At 64.0% G+C, this 19,764-nt stretch carries 17 protein-coding genes, 3 tRNA genes and 1 pseudogene; 14 read left to right on the top strand and 7 right to left on the bottom strand.

Annotated features, from left to right (window positions below; genetic code table 11):
* Positions 1-409: 409 nt before the first annotated feature.
* The 10 genes from ACRHIG_RS23905 to aqpZ all read left to right on the top strand — a co-directional run bounded on the left by ACRHIG_RS23905 (position 410) and on the right by aqpZ (position 6,392).
* Positions 410-485: transfer RNA gene (locus tag ACRHIG_RS23905), tRNA-Glu, on the top strand.
* A 124-nt stretch (positions 486-609) separates the two neighbouring features.
* Positions 610-685: transfer RNA gene (locus ACRHIG_RS23900), tRNA-Glu, on the top strand.
* A 70-nt stretch (positions 686-755) separates the two neighbouring features.
* Positions 756-831: transfer RNA gene (locus ACRHIG_RS23895), tRNA-Glu, on the top strand.
* Positions 832-926: 95 nt separating this feature from the next.
* Complete coding sequence (earP, locus tag ACRHIG_RS23890; RefSeq protein WP_489628132.1) at positions 927-2,096, top strand: elongation factor P maturation arginine rhamnosyltransferase EarP; 1,170 nt, start codon at positions 927-929, stop codon at positions 2,094-2,096.
* A gap of 135 nt (positions 2,097-2,231) precedes the next feature.
* Positions 2,232-2,807: an elongation factor P gene (locus tag ACRHIG_RS23885; RefSeq protein WP_034758247.1), complete on the top strand. Its 576-nt coding sequence runs from the start codon at positions 2,232-2,234 to the stop codon at positions 2,805-2,807.
* A gap of 156 nt (positions 2,808-2,963) precedes the next feature.
* Positions 2,964-4,103: an amidase family protein gene (locus tag ACRHIG_RS23880; protein WP_489628131.1), complete on the top strand. Its 1,140-nt coding sequence runs from the start codon at positions 2,964-2,966 to the stop codon at positions 4,101-4,103.
* A gap of 35 nt (positions 4,104-4,138) precedes the next feature.
* A complete protein-coding gene (locus tag ACRHIG_RS23875) occupies positions 4,139-4,549 on the top strand; it encodes a hypothetical protein (protein WP_475413548.1) in 411 nt (136 codons plus the stop codon).
* 65 nt (positions 4,550-4,614) lie between these two features.
* Complete coding sequence (locus ACRHIG_RS23870; RefSeq protein ID WP_489628130.1) at positions 4,615-5,073, top strand: hypothetical protein; 459 nt, start codon at positions 4,615-4,617, stop codon at positions 5,071-5,073.
* On the top strand, positions 5,073-5,483 hold the full coding sequence (locus ACRHIG_RS23865; RefSeq protein ID WP_489628129.1) for a GNAT family N-acetyltransferase: 411 nt from the start codon (positions 5,073-5,075) through the stop codon (positions 5,481-5,483). The genes ACRHIG_RS23870 and ACRHIG_RS23865 overlap by 1 nt, the downstream gene beginning before the upstream one ends.
* A 219-nt stretch (positions 5,484-5,702) precedes the next feature.
* Positions 5,703-6,392 carry an aquaporin Z gene (aqpZ, locus tag ACRHIG_RS23860; protein ID WP_475413545.1) on the top strand — a complete coding sequence of 230 codons (690 nt, stop codon included), beginning with the start codon at positions 5,703-5,705 and terminating at the stop codon, positions 6,390-6,392.
* A 222-nt stretch (positions 6,393-6,614) separates the two neighbouring features.
* Here the strand turns inward: aqpZ and ACRHIG_RS23855 are convergent, their stop codons facing one another.
* Positions 6,615-7,442, bottom strand: a complete 828-nt coding sequence (locus ACRHIG_RS23855; RefSeq protein WP_475413544.1) for an AraC family transcriptional regulator — start codon at positions 7,440-7,442, stop codon at positions 6,615-6,617.
* A gap of 228 nt (positions 7,443-7,670) precedes the next feature.
* Between ACRHIG_RS23855 and ACRHIG_RS23850 the strand changes: the two genes are divergently transcribed.
* The 4 genes from ACRHIG_RS23850 to ACRHIG_RS23835 all read left to right on the top strand — a co-directional run bounded on the left by ACRHIG_RS23850 (position 7,671) and on the right by ACRHIG_RS23835 (position 11,622).
* Positions 7,671-8,822, top strand: a complete 1,152-nt coding sequence (locus tag ACRHIG_RS23850; RefSeq protein WP_489628128.1) for an MFS transporter — start codon at positions 7,671-7,673, stop codon at positions 8,820-8,822.
* Positions 8,823-9,060: 238 nt separating this feature from the next.
* Entirely contained in the window at positions 9,061-10,437 is a 1,377-nt protein-coding gene (gene cysS / locus ACRHIG_RS23845; protein WP_489628127.1) for a cysteine--tRNA ligase, read from the top strand.
* Between the two features lie 71 nt (positions 10,438-10,508).
* Complete coding sequence (locus tag ACRHIG_RS23840; RefSeq protein ID WP_489628126.1) at positions 10,509-11,087, top strand: hypothetical protein; 579 nt, start codon at positions 10,509-10,511, stop codon at positions 11,085-11,087.
* A complete protein-coding gene (locus ACRHIG_RS23835) occupies positions 11,080-11,622 on the top strand; it encodes a hypothetical protein (RefSeq protein ID WP_489628125.1) in 543 nt (180 codons plus the stop codon). Before ACRHIG_RS23840 ends, ACRHIG_RS23835 begins: the two co-directional genes overlap by 8 nt.
* Here ACRHIG_RS23835 and dbpA read toward each other — a convergent pair.
* The 6 genes and pseudogenes from dbpA to ACRHIG_RS23805 all read right to left on the bottom strand — a co-directional run bounded on the left by dbpA (position 11,609) and on the right by ACRHIG_RS23805 (position 19,520).
* Entirely contained in the window at positions 11,609-13,036 is a 1,428-nt protein-coding gene (dbpA, locus tag ACRHIG_RS23830) for an ATP-dependent RNA helicase DbpA (RefSeq protein ID WP_475413540.1), read from the bottom strand. The genes ACRHIG_RS23835 and dbpA overlap by 14 nt on opposite strands.
* A 121-nt stretch (positions 13,037-13,157) precedes the next feature.
* The gene (locus ACRHIG_RS23825) at positions 13,158-13,280 is read right to left on the bottom strand and encodes a hypothetical protein (protein WP_489628124.1); all 123 of its coding nucleotides are present in this window, start codon (positions 13,278-13,280) and stop codon (positions 13,158-13,160) included.
* Between the two features lie 316 nt (positions 13,281-13,596).
* Positions 13,597-15,260 (bottom strand): annotated as a pseudogene (locus tag ACRHIG_RS23820) (acid phosphatase).
* Positions 15,261-15,389: 129 nt separating this feature from the next.
* Positions 15,390-17,846 (bottom strand): TonB-dependent siderophore receptor, encoded by a 2,457-nt coding sequence (locus tag ACRHIG_RS23815; RefSeq protein ID WP_489628123.1) that lies wholly within the window; start codon positions 17,844-17,846, stop codon positions 15,390-15,392.
* A gap of 146 nt (positions 17,847-17,992) precedes the next feature.
* Entirely contained in the window at positions 17,993-19,000 is a 1,008-nt protein-coding gene (locus ACRHIG_RS23810; RefSeq protein ID WP_489628122.1) for a FecR family protein, read from the bottom strand.
* Between the two features lies 1 nt (position 19,001).
* Positions 19,002-19,520 carry a sigma-70 family RNA polymerase sigma factor gene (locus ACRHIG_RS23805; RefSeq protein WP_475413536.1) on the bottom strand — a complete coding sequence of 173 codons (519 nt, stop codon included), beginning with the start codon at positions 19,518-19,520 and terminating at the stop codon, positions 19,002-19,004.
* Between the last annotated feature and the right edge of the window lie 244 nt (positions 19,521-19,764).

The following is a 19,764-nucleotide window of genomic DNA, read 5'->3' as shown; positions in this document are numbered from 1 at the left end:
CCGCTGACCTCCACCAACAGCGCAGAAGCAGGCAGTGAATAAATCAAAGTCGCCTCGGGCGGCTTTTTTTATTTGCATTAGCAATTTCTTCGCTCGGGAAATATATCTAAGTGGCGTAGGTCGGATTAGCGCAGCGTAATCCGACAGCGCCGTCGGCCTGCATCAACTCCACGTGCATGCCAGGTCGCATATGCGGCTTTTTTGCGCCGGCTAAAATTGCAATGACGCAGTATTTCCATATCCTGCGAGGATCTTCCGCCACATAGGAGGATCCCCGCAAATAAGATGGAAAATAAAACTCCCGGCAGTTGATTTCGTGAATCGCCCCATGCTATACTTCGCGCACGCTTTTTTGAGGGGCTAAGCAAAGCCTTCAACGAAGAGTCCGCTGAGAGTAAAGCCAGCACAGGTCCCCATCGTCTAGAGGCCTAGGACATCACCCTTTCACGGTGAGTACAGGGGTTCGAATCCCCTTGGGGACGCCAGGATTTAGTTGTAAAGCAAGAGTGCAGTGCTGAACGGGCCTGACAAGTCAGGCTTTTTTTGTTCCTGCCATATTGCTGCAGTACCGGGTCAGGATGCGAAATAATGCATTCAGGACAGATTTCTGTCCCCATCGTCTAGAGGCCTAGGACATCACCCTTTCACGGTGAGTACAGGGGTTCGAATCCCCTTGGGGACGCCAGATTCGCAAGCAGTCAGCAAGTAAAGTAACAGGTCGGGATGCAAAGCAGCGCATCCAGGACAGATTTTCTGTCCCCATCGTCTAGAGGCCTAGGACATCACCCTTTCACGGTGAGTACAGGGGTTCGAATCCCCTTGGGGACGCCAGACCGGCTGAATCAGCCAACAAAAAAGCCGCCTGGTAACAGCGCGGCTTTTTTGTTATTGGCCGCCATGCCCACGTTTTTCTCTTCCCGTCGACTATGCCACTACCTACCGATCGCGCACCATCCCTGGCCATCTTCTGCAAAGTCGTCGACAACTACGGCGATATCGGCATTTGCTGGCGCTTGGCGCGGCAGTTGAGCGGCGAGCACGGCGTCGCCGTCACCCTGTGGGTCGATGATTTATCCAGTTTCCGGCGCATCTGCCCCGCCATTGACGTGGCGGCCGAGGCGCAGCAGGCATCCGGCGTCACGGTCCGCCACTGGCGCGGCCAGGATGGCGTGTTTTTGCCCGCCGACGTCGCCGATATCGTCATCGAGTTTTTTGCCTGCGATATTCCGCCCGGCTATATCGCCGCCATGGCGCAATGCACGCCGCAGCCCGTGTGGCTGAACCTGGAAGGCTTGACGGCGGAAGAGTGGGTCGAGGGTTGCCATGCGCTGACGTCGCCGCGCCACGGCATGATCAAGCATTTCTTCTTTCCCGGTTTTACCGATAAAACGGGCGGCCTGCTGCGCGAAGCGGCGCTGGATGAGAAAAGGCTGGCGTTCCAGGCCGATGCGGGCGCCATGGCGGCATTCCTCGGGCAATTCGGCGTGACGGATGCGGAAATGCGCGCCGTGAAAGTATCGCTGTTCTGCTATCCGTCCGCGCCCGTCGCCGAACTGTTCGCGGCTTGGCAGGCGGGTGAGCAAGCTGTGGTATGCCTGGCGCCGGAAGGCGTCGCGTTCGATGCCGTTCAGGCGTTTATCGGCGACGATGCGGCGGTGGCCGGTGCGGCGCGCACGCGCGGCGCGCTCACCGTGCGCGTGCTGCCTTTCGTGCCGCAGGACGATTACGACCGCCTGCTGTGGGCTTGCGACGTCAATTTCGTGCGCGGCGAGGATTCCTTCGTGCGTGCGCAATGGGCGGGCCAGCCGTTTCTCTGGCATATCTATCTGCAGGATGAAAACTTGCATCACGTGAAATTGCGCGCCTTCCTGCGGTGCTATGCTGTCGATGCGGACGGCCCCATCGACAGCCTGATGCAGGCGGCGCTGGCCTGGAATGGCGCCAGCGCGGACGCCTTGCCGTGGGCGCGGCTGTGGCCCGCATTGCAGGCCGATCTGCCGCGCATCCGGGCGCGCGCGCAGGCCTGGCAGCGGCAGATGCAGGCGCATGGCGATCTGGCAAGTAACTTGCTGGCGTTCGCCGGCGCGACGAGATAGGCGCTTGCCAAAAATTAAGGTAAAATGCCCGGTTATTTCTAACGTATTTTTAACCGATCAAACGCAAGCTTGCGGCGCTGATGGCGCACAGGCGGCAGATGGTCTTCATGCAACCCACTTTTTACGTACATTCCTATGAAACCCGCAAAAGAAATTCGTGTTGGCAATATCATCATGGTCGACAGCAAGCCAATGATCGTGTTGCGTTCTGATGTCAACGGTTCGAGCCGCACGGGCTTCACCTACAAATGGAAGATGAAAAATCTTCTGACGAACACCCCGATGGAAAACGTGTTCCGCGGCGACGACAAGTTCGACGTTGTTGTTCTGGATAAAAAGCCAGTGACGTATTCGTACTTCGCCGACCCGCTGTTCGTCTTCATGGACACCGAGTACAACCAGTACGAAATCGAAGAAGAAAACCTGGGCGAAGCGCTGAACTACCTGAAAGATGGCATGGAATGCGAAGCCATTTTCTACGACGGCAAGGCTATCTCCGTTGAACTGCCTACGACCATCGCCCGTCAAGTGGTGTACTCGGAGCCTGCGGTCAAGGGCAACACGTCGGGCAACGTCCTGAAAGAAGCCAAGATCGAAAACGCCATCGACGCACACCGCCACACCGTACAAGTGCCGCTGTTCGTGGCACAGGACGACGTGATCGAAATCGACACCCGTACCAACGAATACAAGCGTGTCGTACGCAACTGATACGCCCCAGTGCTTGACCATCAAGAAACGCTGCCTTCGGGCGGCGTTTTTTTGCTTGAAAAATAATTCCTTTCAACAACAATTGTGTTGCTAGGACTGCTATGCTATGGCTAGCACATTATTGCGGTAGAAACATTGAAGTTTCCTGGAGATAGCATGCAGCGCAGTCAGATGTTACGCAGTGGCGCGTCCCGGGGCGTGGCGCGCCCCGTATTGGCCCGTGCCACGGCGCCCGCCAGCCCCATGGCCCATCTGCTCGATGCGGGCGTCTTGCCGCAACAGCAGATGATGCAGGCAGGCAAACTCAGTTCGCATGCGCTGACGTCGCAGTACCTGAGGCGCATCCGTTCCCTGTGCAGCACGGGCGCGCGCGCCTATCCCGGCATTGAAATCAATCCCGATGCCTTGAAAATTGCCCTGGAAATGGACCGCGAACGGCAAGTGCACAAGGTGCGCGGCCCCTTGCACGGCATCCCCATCGTCTTGCGCGACAATATCGCCACGGGCGACCGCATGAAGACGCGCACGCAAGCACCCCTGGCCACGCATGCCAGCTGCGATTCCTTTGTGGCGGCGCGCTTGCGCGCGGCCGGCGCCGTCATCATCGGCAAAAGCAATTTGCGCCAGTGGGCCGCCGTCAGCGTGCCGCATGCCAGTGCCAGCTGGGCCGGGCTCACCATCCTGGCCGTCGACAGCGCGGCGGACGGCTCCATCGTCGCGCCTGCTTCAAACTGTTGCCTGGTCGCCATCAAGCCCACCGGCAGGACCGCTGGCGGGCAGGGCGGCGAGCCAGCCACGGCTGGACCGATGGCGCCCAGCGTGCGCGAGGCTGCCTGGCTGCTCGCCGCCCTGACGGGCGAGCGCCTGGCCGATGGCTTGACGCTCGACCTTGCCGGCTTGCACGGGCGTCGCATCGGCGTGGCGCGCCACCTGTTCGGCCTGTGTGCGGGGACCGATGCCGTGATCGGGCAGGCGCTGCTGGTGTTGCGCGCACTGGGCGCGGAACTGGTCGAGACGCCGCCCGCGCCCGGGCCTGGCGGCATCGAAGCGCTGCTGCGTTCGCATACGCTCGATGCGCTCGTGGGCCCCACCTGCCATGGCGTATCGCCGCAGTCCGACTTGCCGCATATCACGGTGCCTGCCGGCATGGTTGGGGGCTTACCGGTCGGCTTGTCCTTCATCGGCCCTGCCCACGGCGACATGCCGCTCATTGCGATGGCGTATGCCTACGAGCAGGCGACTTTGCACCGGCACACGCCCGCACTGCCATCGAGCATCGCCCTGGCGCTGCGTTGACCATGATTTTTTCTTTCGTTTTCTTTTGATAATCTATGCTTGCAATCTTGCTGCTGACTGCGGCCGCGGCCGCCAACCCGACTCCTTTTGATGCCGCGCAACTGTCCGGCAGCTGGTCCGACAGCGTGAACACGAGCAGTGTGTGCGAAGAAGCGCGGCACTTTACGCGCATGCAGTTGTCTGACGATCATCAGCGGCTGGCGATCTTCAACGACCGCACGTGGAAAAGCAAGCTGGGCGAAACCAACCGCTTTGCCGCGACGGTCGTGGCGGAAACGGAGCGCAGCCTGACTTTGCGCTATGACAATGAAACGCGCGTCAACGACGCTGGCAAGCTGGTGGAATGGCAATTGATCATCGTCGCGCCGGGCGTGTACCGCTGGCGCGAGACGGGCTGGCCGGAAGGCAAGGTCAACGGGGTCGTCGGCATCCGCTGTTCTCCCTGAGGCGCGCGCACCGGCATGCCATTCTGCTATGCTGCCTCCATTACTGAATGCTGTTAGGAGATTGCATGTCCGCACGTTTGCTGTTTCCCCTGTTCCTGGGCGCCGCCGTGGCGCTGGCCGCCGTGCCGGCGCAAGCGCGTACGCCCAAACTGTCGCTGATCGAGCAGGCGCAAAGCTGCGATGGCGGCCATACCTGCCCGTATTTCCCCGACGTCTACAAGGCGGACTACGCCTTTCGCAAGGCGTTCAACGTGGGGCTGAAAAAGGCTGGCCTGAAGCGCCAGCGCTGGGTGCCCGATGGCGTGGCCAGTCCGCTCAAGCCGGTCGAGATCGACGGCAAGGCACGCCTGCTGAGCAGCGTCTGCGAACCGCACAATTGCGGCCACCGCTACTCCATTTTGTACGACCCGGTCGCGCGCAGCATGACGGGCGTGTACATGGGCAGCGATGCCAAGGGCGGCTTGCGCACCGTGTATTTCGGCGAGCCCAGCATCGCCGAAGCCGACTTGCTGTACAAGAACTGATGCACGCGCCATTACACATTTCCAGCGAGCGCGGCGAACTGGACGTGCCCATGATCCACCGCTACCTGAGCGAGCAGTCGTACTGGAAGCGTGGCGTGGCGATCGAAACGGTGCGCAAGGGGATTGCCAACGCGCTGTGTTTCGGCGGCTATGCGGATGGCCAGCAAGTGGCGTTCGCCAGGGTCATCACCGACTACACGGATTTTGCCTACCTGCGCGACGTGTTTGTATTGCCGCCATACCAGGGACGCGGCTATGGCAAGCAACTGGTGGCCGCCGTGCTCGGCGATGAGCGCTTGCGCGCGGTCACCTGGATGCTGGGGACCGATGATGCGCATGGCCTGTATGCGGGCTTTGGCTTTGCGCCATTGGAGGCGCCACAAAAATACATGCGCCGCCCTGCGGCATAAAATTATCAAAACAACCTTTTGGTGTCAAGAGAACTATTAACATTATTGTACGCAATAATGTTGCATTGATAATGACGTCGTGTCATTATGCGCGCTCTGCAGCGTGCAGTGCATTGCTGGTGCTGTGCTTTGCCGTCGCCTCCGGGCGGGGGCAAAGGTGGTGAGCGGTCCGATTGGTCGTCCCTGGCACGTTTTCTCGTCACTTTAAAGGAATACATCATGAAACAATATGGCGCCGAGTTCCTCGGCACGTTCTGGCTGGTACTGGGTGGTTGCGGCAGCGCCGTGCTGGCCGCCGCCTTTCCCGGCCTCGGTATCGGCTTTGCCGGCGTAGCCCTGGCGTTTGGCCTGACGGTGCTGACCATGGCTTACGCCATCGGCCACATCTCGGGCTGCCACCTGAATCCGGCCGTCTCGATCGGCCTGTGGGCGGGCGGCCGCTTTCCTGCCAGTCAACTGTTGCCGTACATCATCGCGCAGGTACTGGGCGCCATCGTGGCCGGCGGCGTGCTGTACGTGATCGCCAGCGGCCAGGCCGGTTTCGATGTCAGCAAGGGCTTTGCCTCGAACGGCTTCGGTGCCCATTCGCCGGGCGGCTATTCGATGCTGTCGGCGCTGGTCATTGAAATCGTGCTGACGATGTTCTTCCTGATCGTCATCCTGGGCGCCACCGACAGGCGCGCACCGGCCGGCTTCGCCCCGCTGCCGATCGGTCTGGCACTGACCCTGATCCATCTGATCAGCATCCCCGTGACGAATACCTCGGTCAACCCGGCCCGCAGCACGGGCGTGGCCCTGTACGTGGGCGACTGGGCCACCAGCCAGCTGTGGCTGTTCTGGCTGGCACCGATCATCGGCGCCTTGCTGGGCGCGCTGGCCTACCGCCTGATTGCCGGCGAAAAAGAGTAGGTCGGCTTGGCCCGCAGGGCCTAAGCCGACACTGCCGGCAACGCAGTTTGTCGGCTTACGCGCGGCGTTGCCACGCTAAGCCGACCTACGCGGCGCCCGTCATTGGCGCATTGCCCGGTGCGCAGGCATCGTCGTAGGTCGGCTTGGCCCGCAGGGCGTAAGCCGACAATGCCAACAGTGTAGCTTGTCGGCTTACGCGCGGCTGCGCCACGCTAAGCCGACCTACGCGGCGCGCCACTCGCTCAGGTAATGCTGCGGCGTACGGCCCAGGATGCGGCGGAACATGGCGCTGAAGGCGCTGGGGCTGGCATAGCCCAGCGCATAGGCGATGGCCGCCACGCCTTCGCCCCGGTCCAGGCGGCAGAATGCTTCGGCCAGGTGGACTTGCTGCAGCCATTGGCGGTAGTGCAAGCCCGTTTCCTTTGGGAATAAGCGGATCAGGGTGCGCGCGCTGGCGCCCGCATCCTGGGCCCATTCCTCGATGCTGCGCCGGCTGCCGGGCGCGTCCATGATGGCCGAGCAGACGGCCACCAGGCGGCGGTCGCGGGGCCAGGGGATGGCGAGGGGCACGGTGTCGGCCGCCGCCAGTTCCGACAGGATCAAATGGGCCAGCCAGTCGCCGCGCCCCGCCAGCGCATATTCGATCGGTTCGGCCAGCAAGGCCAGGATCAGCTCGCGCAGCAGCCGGCTCACTTCCAGCACCTTGCAATCGGCGCCATACGGGGCCGCCACCTGCGCATCGATGTACACGGTGCGCATGCTCAATTCGCTCAAGATATGGACTTCGTGCACGACGCCCACGGGAATCAGCAGGGCGCGCCGGGGCGGCAATATCCACACGCCATGTTCGGTGGAAACGCGCATCACGCCTTGCGTCGCATACAGCAGCTGCGCCCGCACGTGGCTGTGCGGCGCCGTATAGTCGCCCGCCGCATATTGCCTGGACATGGCCGTCACGGGGCGCGGCACGTGCTGGTAATCGTGCGAGCTCGTGCTGCGGCTGAACGGCACGCCATCGGGGTGGGTCTGGACGGGTGGGTGGGTGTACATGTCGGTCGTTGGCTTGTCGCCTGATTGTCACTTAGTTGTCACTTGAGCGACGATTATTGGAAGTTATCAGTTCAGTGACCATACTATACTGGCTTCTTTGCCGGGCCGCCCGCCGTGCCCGATTATTGCGGATGATACATGCACACAACCACAACTGCCCCGGCATTGGCCAAGTCCGTGCCGGCGGCTCCCTCGCTTCATAGTTCCCAACAACAATCCGGTCTGGCCATGCACATCCTGGGCGCCGTCGCCTTCGTGCACTTGCTCAATGACTTGATCCAGGCATTATTGCCGTCGATTTATCCGATGCTGAAAGCCGAGTTTTCACTCAGTTTTACCCAGGTCGGCCTCATAACCCTGACGTTCCAGTGCACGGCATCGTTGCTGCAGCCCTGGATCGGCTTGTACACGGACCGCCGTCCGCTGCCCTTCCTGCTGCCGGTCGGCATGTGCTTTACCCTGGCCGGCGTGCTGATGCTGTCCGTCGTCACCACCTTCCCGACCTTGCTGCTCGCCGCCGGTCTGATCGGCGTCGGCTCCTCGACCTTCCACCCGGAAGCGTCGCGCGTGGCGCGCATGGCCTCGGGCGGGCGCTACGGCTTTGCCCAGTCTCTGTTCCAGGTGGGCGGCAACGTGGGTTCCGCCCTGGGGCCGCTGCTGGCGGCCGCCGTCATCGTGAACCGGGGCCATGGCAATGTCGCCTGGTTCAGCCTGCTGGCCGTGCTGGCCATCGGCGTGCTGTACAAGGTCAGCCGGTGGTACAGCGGCCACCTGGCCAGCTTCAAGCCGAAGGCGGGCGGCCATGGCCCGAACCTGTCGCGCAACAAGGTGATGGGCGCGCTGGGCGTGCTGGCGCTGCTGGTGTTTTCCAAATACATCTACATGGCCAGCCTGTCGAGCTACTACACGTTTTACCTGATCGACAAATTCCACCTGTCGCTCGGCGATGCCCAGCTCTACCTGTTCCTGTTCCTCGCCGCCGTGGCGGCCGGCACCTTTATGGGCGGCCCCATCGGCGACCGCATCGGCCGCAAGCGCGTGATCTGGATTTCCATCCTGGGCGCCGCGCCGTTTACCCTGCTGCTGCCATATGTCGACCTGTTCTGGACGGCCGTCTTGACGGTGATCATCGGCTTCGTGATTTCTTCCGCTTTTTCCGCCATCGTCGTCTTTGCGCAGGAGCTGGTGCCGGGCAAGGTGGGCATGATCGCGGGCATCTTCTTCGGCCTGATGTTCGGCGTCTCCGGCATCGCGGCCGCCGCCATGGGCCACCTGGCTGATATCTCCGGCATCGCCTATGTGTATAAAATCTGCTCCTACCTGCCGCTGCTGGGCATCCTGACGGTGCTGCTGCCGCATATCGAGCAGGCGAAAAAATAAGCGGGTGACGCGGGAGGGCTTGACGGCCCGCCCGCGTACATGCGATATTCGTCCCATGATCACTTTCATCCTCCCTCCAGTTTCTGCATCCGGCGCCGCCGCTGCGCTGTGTACGTGTACCTGGCTTCGTGAGGATGCGGCCCGGTGCCGTTAAACTTTTTACTCCTCATTCCGATGGCCACAGCGTTGAAAAACCTGTGGCCATTTTCTTTTTCCGCAGCGTTAATGAAAGTCCCGCATGACACTTCATCTGTACGATACCTACGCGCGCAGCCTGCGCCCGTTCGAACCCCTTGCCGCCGGCCACGCGGGCCTGTACGCCTGCGGCCCCACCGTCTACGATTATGCGCACATCGGCAACCTGCGTACCTACCTGTTCGTCGACGGCTTGCGCCGCGCGCTCGCATTCAACGGCTTGCAGGTGCGCCACGTGATGAACATCACGGACGTGGGCCATTTGACGTCGGACGCGGACAGCGGCGATGACAAGATCGAGGCGCGCAGCCGGCGCAGCGGCGAGTCGGCCTGGGACATCGCCGCCGCATTCACGCGCGCGTTTGAAGATGATCTGCGCCAGCTCAATATCCTGCCGCCCACCGTCTGGTGCCGCGCCACCGACCACATCGCGGAACAGATCGCCTTCATCCTCGACCTGGAAGCGAAAGGCTATACCTACCGCACGGACGACGGCATCTATTTCGACACGACGCGCCAGGACGGCTACGGCAAGCTGGCGCGCCTGAAGCGCGACGGCCTGCAGGCGGGAAAACGCGTGGACCTGGGCGAGAAGCGCGATATCTGCGACTTCGCGCTGTGGAAGTTCAGCGGCGTGCCGGGACAGCGGCAGATGGAATGGGACAGTCCGTGGGGCCTGGGCTTCCCCGGCTGGCACATCGAATGCTCGGCCATGGCGGAAAAGCACCTGGGGACGTATTTCGACATCCATTGCGGCGGCGAAGACCATGTGGCCGTCCACCACAGCAACGAGATCGCGCAGACGGAAGCGCGCCACGGCACGCGCCTGGCCAACTTCTGGCTGCACGGCGCCTTCCTCAAGACCCAGGATGCGAAGATGTCGAAATCCTCGGGCGACTTCCTGCGCCTGCAAAGCCTGGCGGAGCAGGGCGTCGATCCGCTGGCTTACCGCTACCTGTGCCTGGGCGCCCACTACCGCAGCAGCCTCAATTTTACGGATGAAGCCCTGCGCGCCGCCAGCAGCGGCCTGGCGCGCCTGCGCGTGGCCGTGCATGGCCTGGGGGATGCAGGCGGCGAGGCCGATCCCGCATGGCTGGCGCGTTTTAGGGCCTGCATCAACGATGACCTGAATTATCCGCGCGCGCTGGCCGTGACCTGGGAGCTGCTGAAAAGCGCGCTGCCGGAGGCCGTCAAAAAGGCTACCATGGCCCGCTTCGATGCGGCGCTGGGGCTCGATCTGCTGGCCTGGCGGCCGGCGCAGGTGGAAGTGCCGCAGCCGGTGCTGGCGTGGCTGGCGGAACGGGCCAATGTGCGCGCGCAGCGCCAGTGGGCCGAGGCGGACCGCTTGCGCGAACTGGCGCGCGCGGCCGGCTACGACATCGACGATACGCCGCAGGGCCAGCAGGCGCGCGCTTTGTGACACCCTGTGAGCGTGTGGCCGTATCTGCGGCGGCCATGCATAATGGCCGCATGATAAACGCAGGAGATGCCGTGAAGCGTGGTGTGCTGTTGTTGAGTTGCTGTCTTGCCTTTTCGTCCGTGCAGGCGGCCAGCGAGTGTCCGGGCTTTCCCGTGCTGGCCACGTCCGGCGAAGCGCTGCTGGCGCAAGTGCGCGCGCTGCCGCCCGTCGGTGTCGACCGCGAACGGCAGGCGTGCGCGCCGGCGACCATCATCGACTTCGCCTACAGCGGCGGCACCTTGTGCCGCTTTGGCGGCGACGAGGGGACGGTCGATGCCGCGACGGCCGCCGTCACGCGCCTGGCCGATGGCGGGGAACTGGTCGAATACCTGTATCTGTTCCCGTATGCGCCGGCGACGCATGCGCGCCTGCTGGCGCTGCTGGCCGCGCGTTTTGATCAAGTCGACAAGGCGGCCTGGCCGGCCTTCCTGCAGGGTGCCACGCAGGGCAAGGAAACGACGGCCCTGTTCACCCATGGCGGCTACTATATTTCGCTGGGCAAGCCCACGGACGGCGACCCCGCCGCATGGTATTCGAACGTGATCTTTGAAAAGGTGGATAAACCTGCGCTGGGCGTGCGCAAGGTGTGCCGGGAGGGGCGCGATGGCTGAAGCGGACGCCTTTCCGGCGGCCTTGGCCGGCACTGTGGTGGAGCTGCTGTCCGTGCTGGGCAGCAGCCGGGCACACCCGCCATTTGCCGTGCGCCAGGATGGCGAGGCCTTGCTGATCCCGACGCGCACCTACTACGACCGCGAGCGGCTGCTGGCTTGTACGCGGCTGCCCGGCGACGCGGGCGTGCTCGCCCTGTGCCTGGGCACGCGCCACCATGACGGCCATCTGCGCGAAGCGTGTGCAAGGCAGTTGCTGCTGCAGGAGCGGACGTGGACGGTGCCCTTCGTCGTGCACCTGTGCGGCGAATACGTGCTGGAGATTATCGAGGCAATTGGCGCGGCGCTGCCGGCCTGGAATACGGAAGCGCTGGCGCGCTACCTGCGGGAGAACCCAGCGTATGTGGACACGCTGGAGCGGCGCAGCATCAGCTACTGGAGCTGCTATTACCGCCGGGAGTATCCCGTGTGGGAAAACTATCCTGGACGCAGGACCATGGCGGCCCTGCGTACCTTGCAAGGCCTTAGGCCTCGATAAAGCGCATCTTGAAGCTGCGGCCCTTGATGTTGCCGAAGTCGCGGCCCAGGGTATTGCCCGCGTTCAGGCGCTTGAACGCCGCCTCGGCCACCTTGCGGTCGAGCGCCACGTAGGTCATGAACTCGAACACGTTGATCTTGCCCACCTGTTCCTTCGTCAGGCCCGCATCGCCCGTCAGCGCGCCCAGCAAATCGCCCGGACGCAGCTTGTCCTTCTTGCCGCCCATGATGCACAGGGTGACCATCGGCGCCGGCAGCGCCTCCATCCCATCGTCTTCCGCCAGCTCCTTCAGGTCGTGCCATTCGGCGGCGCTGTTCTGGTACTGCTCGATCAGCTTGACCCATTTTTTCTCGTTCGGCGCGCACAGCGACAGGGCCAGGCCCTTCTTGCTGCCGCGGCCCGTGCGGCCGATGCGGTGGATATGCACTTCCGTGTCTTTCGAGACGTCGACGTTGATCACGGCGCCCAGGTCGGAAATATCGAGGCCGCGCGCGGCGACGTCGGTGGCCACCAGCACGGAGCAGCTGCGGTTGGCGAACAGCACGAGGATTTCATCGCGCTCGCGCTGTTCCAGCTCGCCGTACAGGGCCAGCGCGGAAAAGCCTTGCTGGCGCAGTTCCTCGGCCAGTTCGCGGCAATGCACCTTGGTGTTGCAGAAGGCCAAGGTCGATTCCGGCTTGAAGTGTTTTAACAGCTTGCCGACGGCGCTGTTGCGCTCGTCGAAGCCGATCTCATAGAAGCGCTGCTCGATCTTGTCGTTGTCGTGCTGCGCCTCGACCGTCACTTCCAGCGGATTGACGAGGAACGACGCCGTGGCGCGGCGGATGTCTTCCGGATACGTGGCCGAGAACAGCAGGGTCTGGCGGCGTGCCGGGCAGGCGCTGACGATGCCGGCGATTTCCTCGTAAAAGCCCATGTCCGTCATGCGGTCCGCTTCATCGAGCACCAGCGTCTGCACGTGGTTCAGGTTGATGGTGCCGCGGCCCAGGTGGTCGCGCAAACGGCCCGGCGTGCCGACGACGATGTGGGCGCCGTGTTCCAGCGAGGCGATCTGCGGGCGCATCGGCGCGCCGCCCGTCAGGGTCAGGATCTTGATGTTGCCGGCCGCGCGCGCCAGGCGGCGCAGCTCATTGGCCACCTGGTCGGCCAGTTCGCGCGTGGGGCACAGCACCAGGCCTTGCACGGCAAACCAGGCCGGATTGAGCTTGTGCAGGATACCGATGCCGAAGGCGGCCGTCTTGCCGCTGCCCGTTTTCGCTTGCGCGATCAGGTCGCGGCCATCGAGCACGGCCGGCAGGCTTTGCGCCTGGATGGTGGTCATCTCGTGGTAGCCGAGCGAATCCAGGTTGGCCAAAAAGGCGGGCGTCAGCGGCAGGCTGGCAAAAGAATTGGTGGTGTCAGTGGTGGTGTTCATAGGGGCGGAGCCGGTAAAAAGCGGGTGGATGGGCACAGTCTACAGGCGTTTACGCCCTTGTGCGGATGGTGGTGTGGCCACCGGCGGCAAACGGCCGCCGGCGTTGTTACTCAGTCTGCTACTAATTGTCGGGCGCCCAGATGGGCAAGCCGGTGAGATCGAGGCCGGCGTCGCGCGTCCATACGGGCAAGCCCGTGGCATCGGTCGGCTCCAGCAATTCGAGCTGCACCTGCTTCAAGGCCACCTTGCGCGCGCGCGCGGCGCTGCGGTTCTGGCGCCGGCTCTGGCGCCTCGAGCGCTGGCGGCGGACCGAAACCGGGCAAGTCGATGGTGGCGTTGTCTTTTTTATCTCTCATTTGATAACCTCTGTCCCTGGCCTGCGAAGGCCAGGGGCGGGCAGCATGCCGTCCGCCTATGTCCATACGCTTTCACTTCATCCACAAAACAAAAGCCCGGCTACAGGAGTCGGGCTCATTGTGAATATCATCGGCAGGAAAAGCACACCTGCGGATTTAAGTGCGGCACGCAGTGTATCACAGGCGTGCCGCATTGTGGGAGGCTTAGCGGAAGCTCAGGGCGCCCGTCAGGTCGCCCGGCGGCAGCGCGCCGCGTGACGCGAAGGCGTCGTTGCGCACTTTCAGGCCTTCGAGCAGCGGCAGGTCGTGCAGGCGCGTGATCAGGCGCAGGATCGACGTCGTGTCGTAGAAACTGTGGTCGACGGCGCCTTTCTTTGCGTACGGCGAGACGACGATGGCGGGAATGCGCGTGCCCGGGCCCCAGCGGTCGCCCTTCGGCGGCGCCACGTGGTCCCACCAGCCGCCGTTCTCGTCGAACGTGATCACCACGATCATGTCCTTCCACTGCGGCGATTCCTTCAGATGCTGGATGACGTTGGCCACGTGCTGGTCGCCCGACTCGATGTCCGAATAGCCCGCGTGCAGGTTCAGATTGCCCTGCGGCTTGTAGAAGGTCACGGCCGGCAGCTTGCCCGCCACGGCGGCGGCGAGGAATTTGTTCGAGATCGGGCTGTCGCCCGTGCCGCCGTCGCGCAGGTGTTCGGCGCGCGCCGCCGTGCCGGGCGCGAACTGCTTGAAGTAGTTCAGCGGCTGGTGGTGGAACTGGAAGTTCGGCTTGCTGCCGCCGCCTTTGTGGTCGAGCGCCGCTTGCCAGCCGCCGCCATACCATGCCCAGCTGACGCCCTTGCGCGACAGCAGGTCGCCGATGGTGTCGTAGGTTTGCGGCGGCAGCGTATTCGCGTCGGCCGGGTCGGCGTGCAGCGGGTCGCCGTCGAAGGCGGGGCGGATGTAGCTCGGTTGATACGGCGGCGCCATGGTGTTGACGGCATAGCCGTCCGGCGTGAGGGCGCCGTCGTTCACGTATTTCGGCTTGCCGTCCAGCGCGGAGGCGGGACAGTCGGGCGAGATGGCCAGGCGCACGCCTTGCGGGCCGTCCGACAGCACGGCGATCTTTTTCTTCGCCGCCGTCTCGGCCGCGTTGAAGTATTCGTTGGCGCGGCCTGTGACGAGGAACTGGTGGTTCATGTAGGAGCCGCCGAAGGCCGCCATGAAGAAGTTGTCGCACAGGGTGTACTGCTCGGCGATCTGCCACAGGTTCAGGTTTTTCGACGTTTCGCCGTAGTGGCCCATCACCAGGCCGCCGCTGTCGGCCCACGCGGCAAAGCCGTCGTTCTTGCCGCCGTTGATCTGCATCTGGTTGTTATAGAAGCGGTGCACGAGGTCGCGCGTGATGATGCTCTCGGGCAGGGGCTTGCCGGCCGCGTCGCTCAGTTTGTAGGGCGCGTTGGGCAGGCCGGAAATCTGGTCTTCCTTGATCAGGTAATCGATGCCGCCGATATTTTGCTGGTTCGGCACCAGGCCGCCCCAGATCTTCGGCAGGGTAGCCAGCGGCTTGCCGTCGCGGTCCAGCTGCTGCGCCTGTTCCGCCGTGACGGCGGACAGGGGGCGCTGGTGCCGGGGAAGTTGGCGAACAGGTTGTTGAAGCTGCGGTTTTCCAGGTAGATCACGACCACGTTCTTGACGTGCGCCTTGAGTTTCGCGTCGAGCGAACCCTTGGCGATGGTCTTCCTGGCTGGCGCGGCGTCGGCCAGCGCCGGCAGGCTGGCGGCCAGGCCGACTGCGGAAGCGGCCTGGAAAATGCGCCGGCGCGAGGGATTGGCGGGTTGGTCGGCCGGATCGGCTGGCAGGGCGGGGGCGAGGTCCTTCACACATTCTCCTTGGGTGTCTCTATGGGCACGGGCGTTGGCGGCAATGGCCGGCAACGCCCGTGAAGCGGGAAAATTGTATCACCGGCCCTGCGGCCCTGTGAAATATTCGGCTTTGTCCTGGTCCTGGCGCTAGAACTGGTAGCGCACGCTCAAGGCCACCTTGCGCGCCGGACCATGCATGCCCGAGTACCACCAGTCCGACACGGAAGCCGTGTACTGCTTGTCGAACAGGTTGGCCACGTTCACGGTGGCAGAGAGCTTGTCGTTGACGTCGTAGCGCGCCATCAGGCTGGCCACCGAGTACGCCTTCTGTTCCCAGTGCAGGGTACTGTTGATCTGCCACGCGTCGATGTCGGAATACACGCGGCTTTGCCAGTTCACGCCGCCGCCCACCGTCAGGCGATGCAGCTCGCCGGGCAACCGGTAAGTGGTCCACAGTTTCATCAGGTGGCGCGGGAAGGTCGTCAGGATCGCCTTGCCGGTATTGTTTTCCGTCTGGCTGTAGGACCACGCAGCCGAGATGTTCCAGTCCGGCGTCAGCGCGCCCGTCGCTTCCAGATCCACGCCCTGGGTCCTGGCGCCCTTGATGGCGCGGTTGGCGGGATTGTTCGTGCCAGGGACGGTGTAGCCGGGGTCCGATTCGGCCAGGTTGCTCTGGCGGATCTGGTACAGCGCGGCGGCCGTGTTCAGGCGGCCATCGAGCCAGCCGCTCTTGACGCCCGCTTCAAAGGTCTTGCCCTCGCGCGGCGCCAGCAGCTTGCCGTAGCGGTCTTGCTGGGCTTGCGGCTGGTAGATGGTGGAATAACTGGCGTAGGCGCTGTGCGTGCCGTCGATGTCGAACACCAGGCCGCCATACGGTGTGAAGACACGGCTTTCCGCGGCTGGCGACGCGCTGTAAAACGGCACGGTAGGCGCGTCCGAGATGTAGTTCTCGCTGTAGCGCAGCACCTTGGCGCCGGCGATCAGTTTCAGGCGCTCGGACAGGTTGAGGCGCGTGGCGGCATACGCGCTGGCCTGGCGGCGCGTGCTGTCGTAGGTGACGTAGGTAGCGCCAAACGCGGGCGTTGCCAGGCGATTCCAGCGGTACAGGTTGACGTCGCTGCCCTGGATGCTCCAGTCGAAGCGGCCGTCCGTCTTGCTCTGGAATTCGCTGTAGTCCATGCCCAGCACCAGCTCGTGCTGGCGGCCGAAGGCGCTGAACGGCCCGCGCACGTTGACGTCCACGCTGTTGACCTGGAGCTGGTAATCGCGGTAGTCGGCGCTCAGGCCCAGGCCATCGCCCGTGGCCTGGTCGGGGAAGCTTCCGCTCACGTTCATGTAGACGGCGCGCTCCTCCTGCGACGACTGCACGCGGTTGGCCGAGATTTTCAGCTTCCAGTCGTTTGTCAGCGCGTGTTCCAGGGTGACGAAAAGGTCGGTCGAATTGGTGCCGAAGCGATTCGACCTGGCGGCCGGGCTGAAAGAGCGGGGCAGGTCCGTCATGGTGCCATTGCTGTAGAACAGGGGGAAGCCCAGGTAGGAGAGGGAACCGTCCGAGCGCTTGCGCTGGTGCGTCACGCCGGCCGTCAGTTTCGTGTCGTTTGACAAGTCCGCCTCGAGCACACCGTAGACCACTTTCTTGTCGCGGCTGTAGCCGTCGATGATGCTGTCGCCTTCCTCGTACACGGTCACCAGGCGGCCGCGCACCGTGCGCGCCTCGTTCAGCGGACCCGAGATGTCGGCCATGGCGCGCCGTTCATCGTAGGAGCCCAGCTCGCCCTCGACGGCGGCCTGGAACTGCGCCGTCGGCTTCTTGCGCACCATGTTGATGGCGCCCGAAGCGTCGCCCGCGCCCGTCATCAGGCCCGAGGCGCCGCGCAGCACTTCGATGCGGTCGTACAGCGCCATGTCGGCCAGGCTTTGCGACGGTATCGCATTGAGGCCGAGGTTTTCCGAATGCGTGCTGACGCCGTCGAGCTGGTAATTGGTGATCGAATAGCCGCGCGAAGTAAAGCCCGTGCGCTCGCTGCCCAGCGAAAACAGGGTGACGCCCGGCGTTTGCGCCATCACTTGCGCGATGGTGCTCAAGCCCTGGTCCTGCATGCGCTGCTGCGTGATGACGCTGACCGACTGCGGCGTTTCCCTGATCGACAGGCCCAGCGGCGTGGCCGTGGCGATCGGCAGGGCGGAGACATATGCGCCCGAGCCTTCGGTGGCGTCCTGCTGCGCCTTGACCGATACTTCCGGCATCATCGACAGCGCTTCGCCACCCGCTGCGGCGTCGGCCGCGCGCAGCACGTAGCTACCATTGGCGCTGCGCTCGGCCTTCAGGCCCGTGCCGCGCAGCACGCCGTTCAGGGCGGCCAGCACGTCGTGGCGTCCCGTGAGCCCCGTGGACGTCTTGCCGCGCGTCTGGTCCGGCGTGAAGCTGAGGATGACCCTGGACTGGCTGGCGACCTGGCGCAGCGCCGCCGCCAAGTCGCCAGCCGGCACCTGGAAGTCGAGGCTGGCCGCTGGCGCTGCCGCGACTTCCTGCGCCAGGGCTGGCGCGGGGATATTCAGCAGCAGGGCCGAACCGATGAAGATGCATTGGATGGCATGCGCCATGCGCTTGATGCGTGGCCGGGACCGGGAAGACATAACTTGGGACATGGTTACCTTGTGGTGTAGTCGTCAAAAAGAACGTTGCCTACACAGGTCACGCGAGAATCGAAAACGGGTACCTTTTTTTGCGCTGGCGTGAAAATACATGTTCAGCGCTGCTGGCGCGCCTCCACCTGCACCCAGTAGCGCGTGCGCAGGCGCACGTCCACCGGCAGGGAATCGGGCAGCGACAGCAGCACGGCGTCCAGGTCGGCCAGCGGGAAGACGCCGGAAATGCGCAGGCCGGCCACCGCGTCTTCGCAGCCCAGCCAGCCGTGACGGTAGCGGCTCAATTCATGCAGGAAGTCGCGCAGCGGCATGGCGTCGGCCAGCAGCAAGCCCTGGCGCCAGGCCCAGATGTCGGGCGAGACGACGTGCGCGGGCACGGTGCTGCGCGCCGTCATGCCGCCGCCCTGGCCCGCCTGGATCACGAGGCTGGCATGGCCATGGCGCGGCATCAGCCGCACGGCGCCTTCCTCGACGGCGACCTGGGTGCTGCCCTCGTCCTGGCGCACCGAGTAGCGCGTGCCCAGCGCCTGCGCGTGGCCGTGCGCGGTTTCGACGAGGAAGGGGCGGTAAGGCCGGCCCGTTTCGCGGGCGGTGGCGATGAAGGCTTCGCCCCGCACCAGTTGCAGCATCCGCTGCGTGTCCGTGTAGCGGATGTTGACGGCGCTGCCGCTGTTCAGATGCAGGCGGCTGCCGTCCGCCAGGGTCAGCTCGCGGCGTTCGCCCACGCCGGTGGACAGGTCGGCCAGCGCGGCGCGGGCCATGTCGGGCGCATATTCCGAGCGCGCGCCGAACCAGCCGGTGATGCCGATGGCGGAGATCCACGCCAGCAGCCGCAGGCTGCCGCGCCGCGAGACGGAACGCGAGAGGGGACTTTGCAGCAGCGCCTGGCGGCTGGCTGGCCCATCGAGTGCGCGCAAGCCGCCGCTGACGCTTTCGATGTGTTTCCATGCCCGTTCATGATCGGGGTGCGCCTGGCGCCACTGCTGCCAGGCCGTTTTTTCCGCCGGCGTCGTTTCGCCGCTCATCAGGGTGGTCAGCCATTCGGCCGCCTGCATGGCGACGGCCAGGTCGATGGGCTGGCCCTGGGCGTAGACGGTGGCGGCGCGCATGTCAGGGCGCGGCAAAATCGGGCACGGCAAAAAAGCACAGCAGGTTGGCCTTGCTCAGGTATTTTTTGACGGAATGCGTGGTGGTGCCCAGTTCGGCGGCGATCTCGGCGTAGGTCATGCCGTCCAGGTGGGCCAGCAGGAAGGCGGCCCTGGCCTTGGCGGACAGCTGGTCCAGCGCGCGGTCGACCAGTTGCAGCGATTCGAGCAGCATGGACATCGCTTCCGGCGATGGCGCACAGGCTTGCGGCTGGTGCAGCAGGGCGTCGAGGTAGGCCCGTTCGAGTTCTTCGCGCCGGCAGTGGTTGGCCAGCAGGCGCTTGGCGATGGTGGCCAGGAAAGGCCGCGGCTGCGCAATCCCGGCACTGCTGCGCGCGACGAAGATCTTCAGGAAGGTATCCTGCGCCAGGTCGCCCGCCAGCCCCGCATCGTGTAGGCGGCGCTTCAGCCAGTGCAGCAGCCACGAATGGTGCTCGGCGTACAGGGCCTGGAAATCGGACGGCGGGGAAGGGGCGGACGGCATGCGCACAGGATGGGATAGGGTATCTTAATCTAAATGAGAATTGTTCTCATGATAGCGCAGCGGCGCACGCCAGGCAATCGGGAAAACGCGGCGTTGCTGAAATGCGACTGCGCCCCTGGCCGCCTGCGGCAAGGGATTTGCGCCCGCGCACGGCAGATGTAAAAGTTTCCTTGACGCAAGCTTTCATGTGAGAAAATGCGGGCTGTCGATGTGGCGCGGAGCGAAAAATGATGTGGATGGTTGG

The sequence above is a fragment of the Janthinobacterium sp. C22 genome (assembly GCF_057919405.1).
This window is presented reverse-complemented; position numbering and strand designations above follow the sequence as displayed.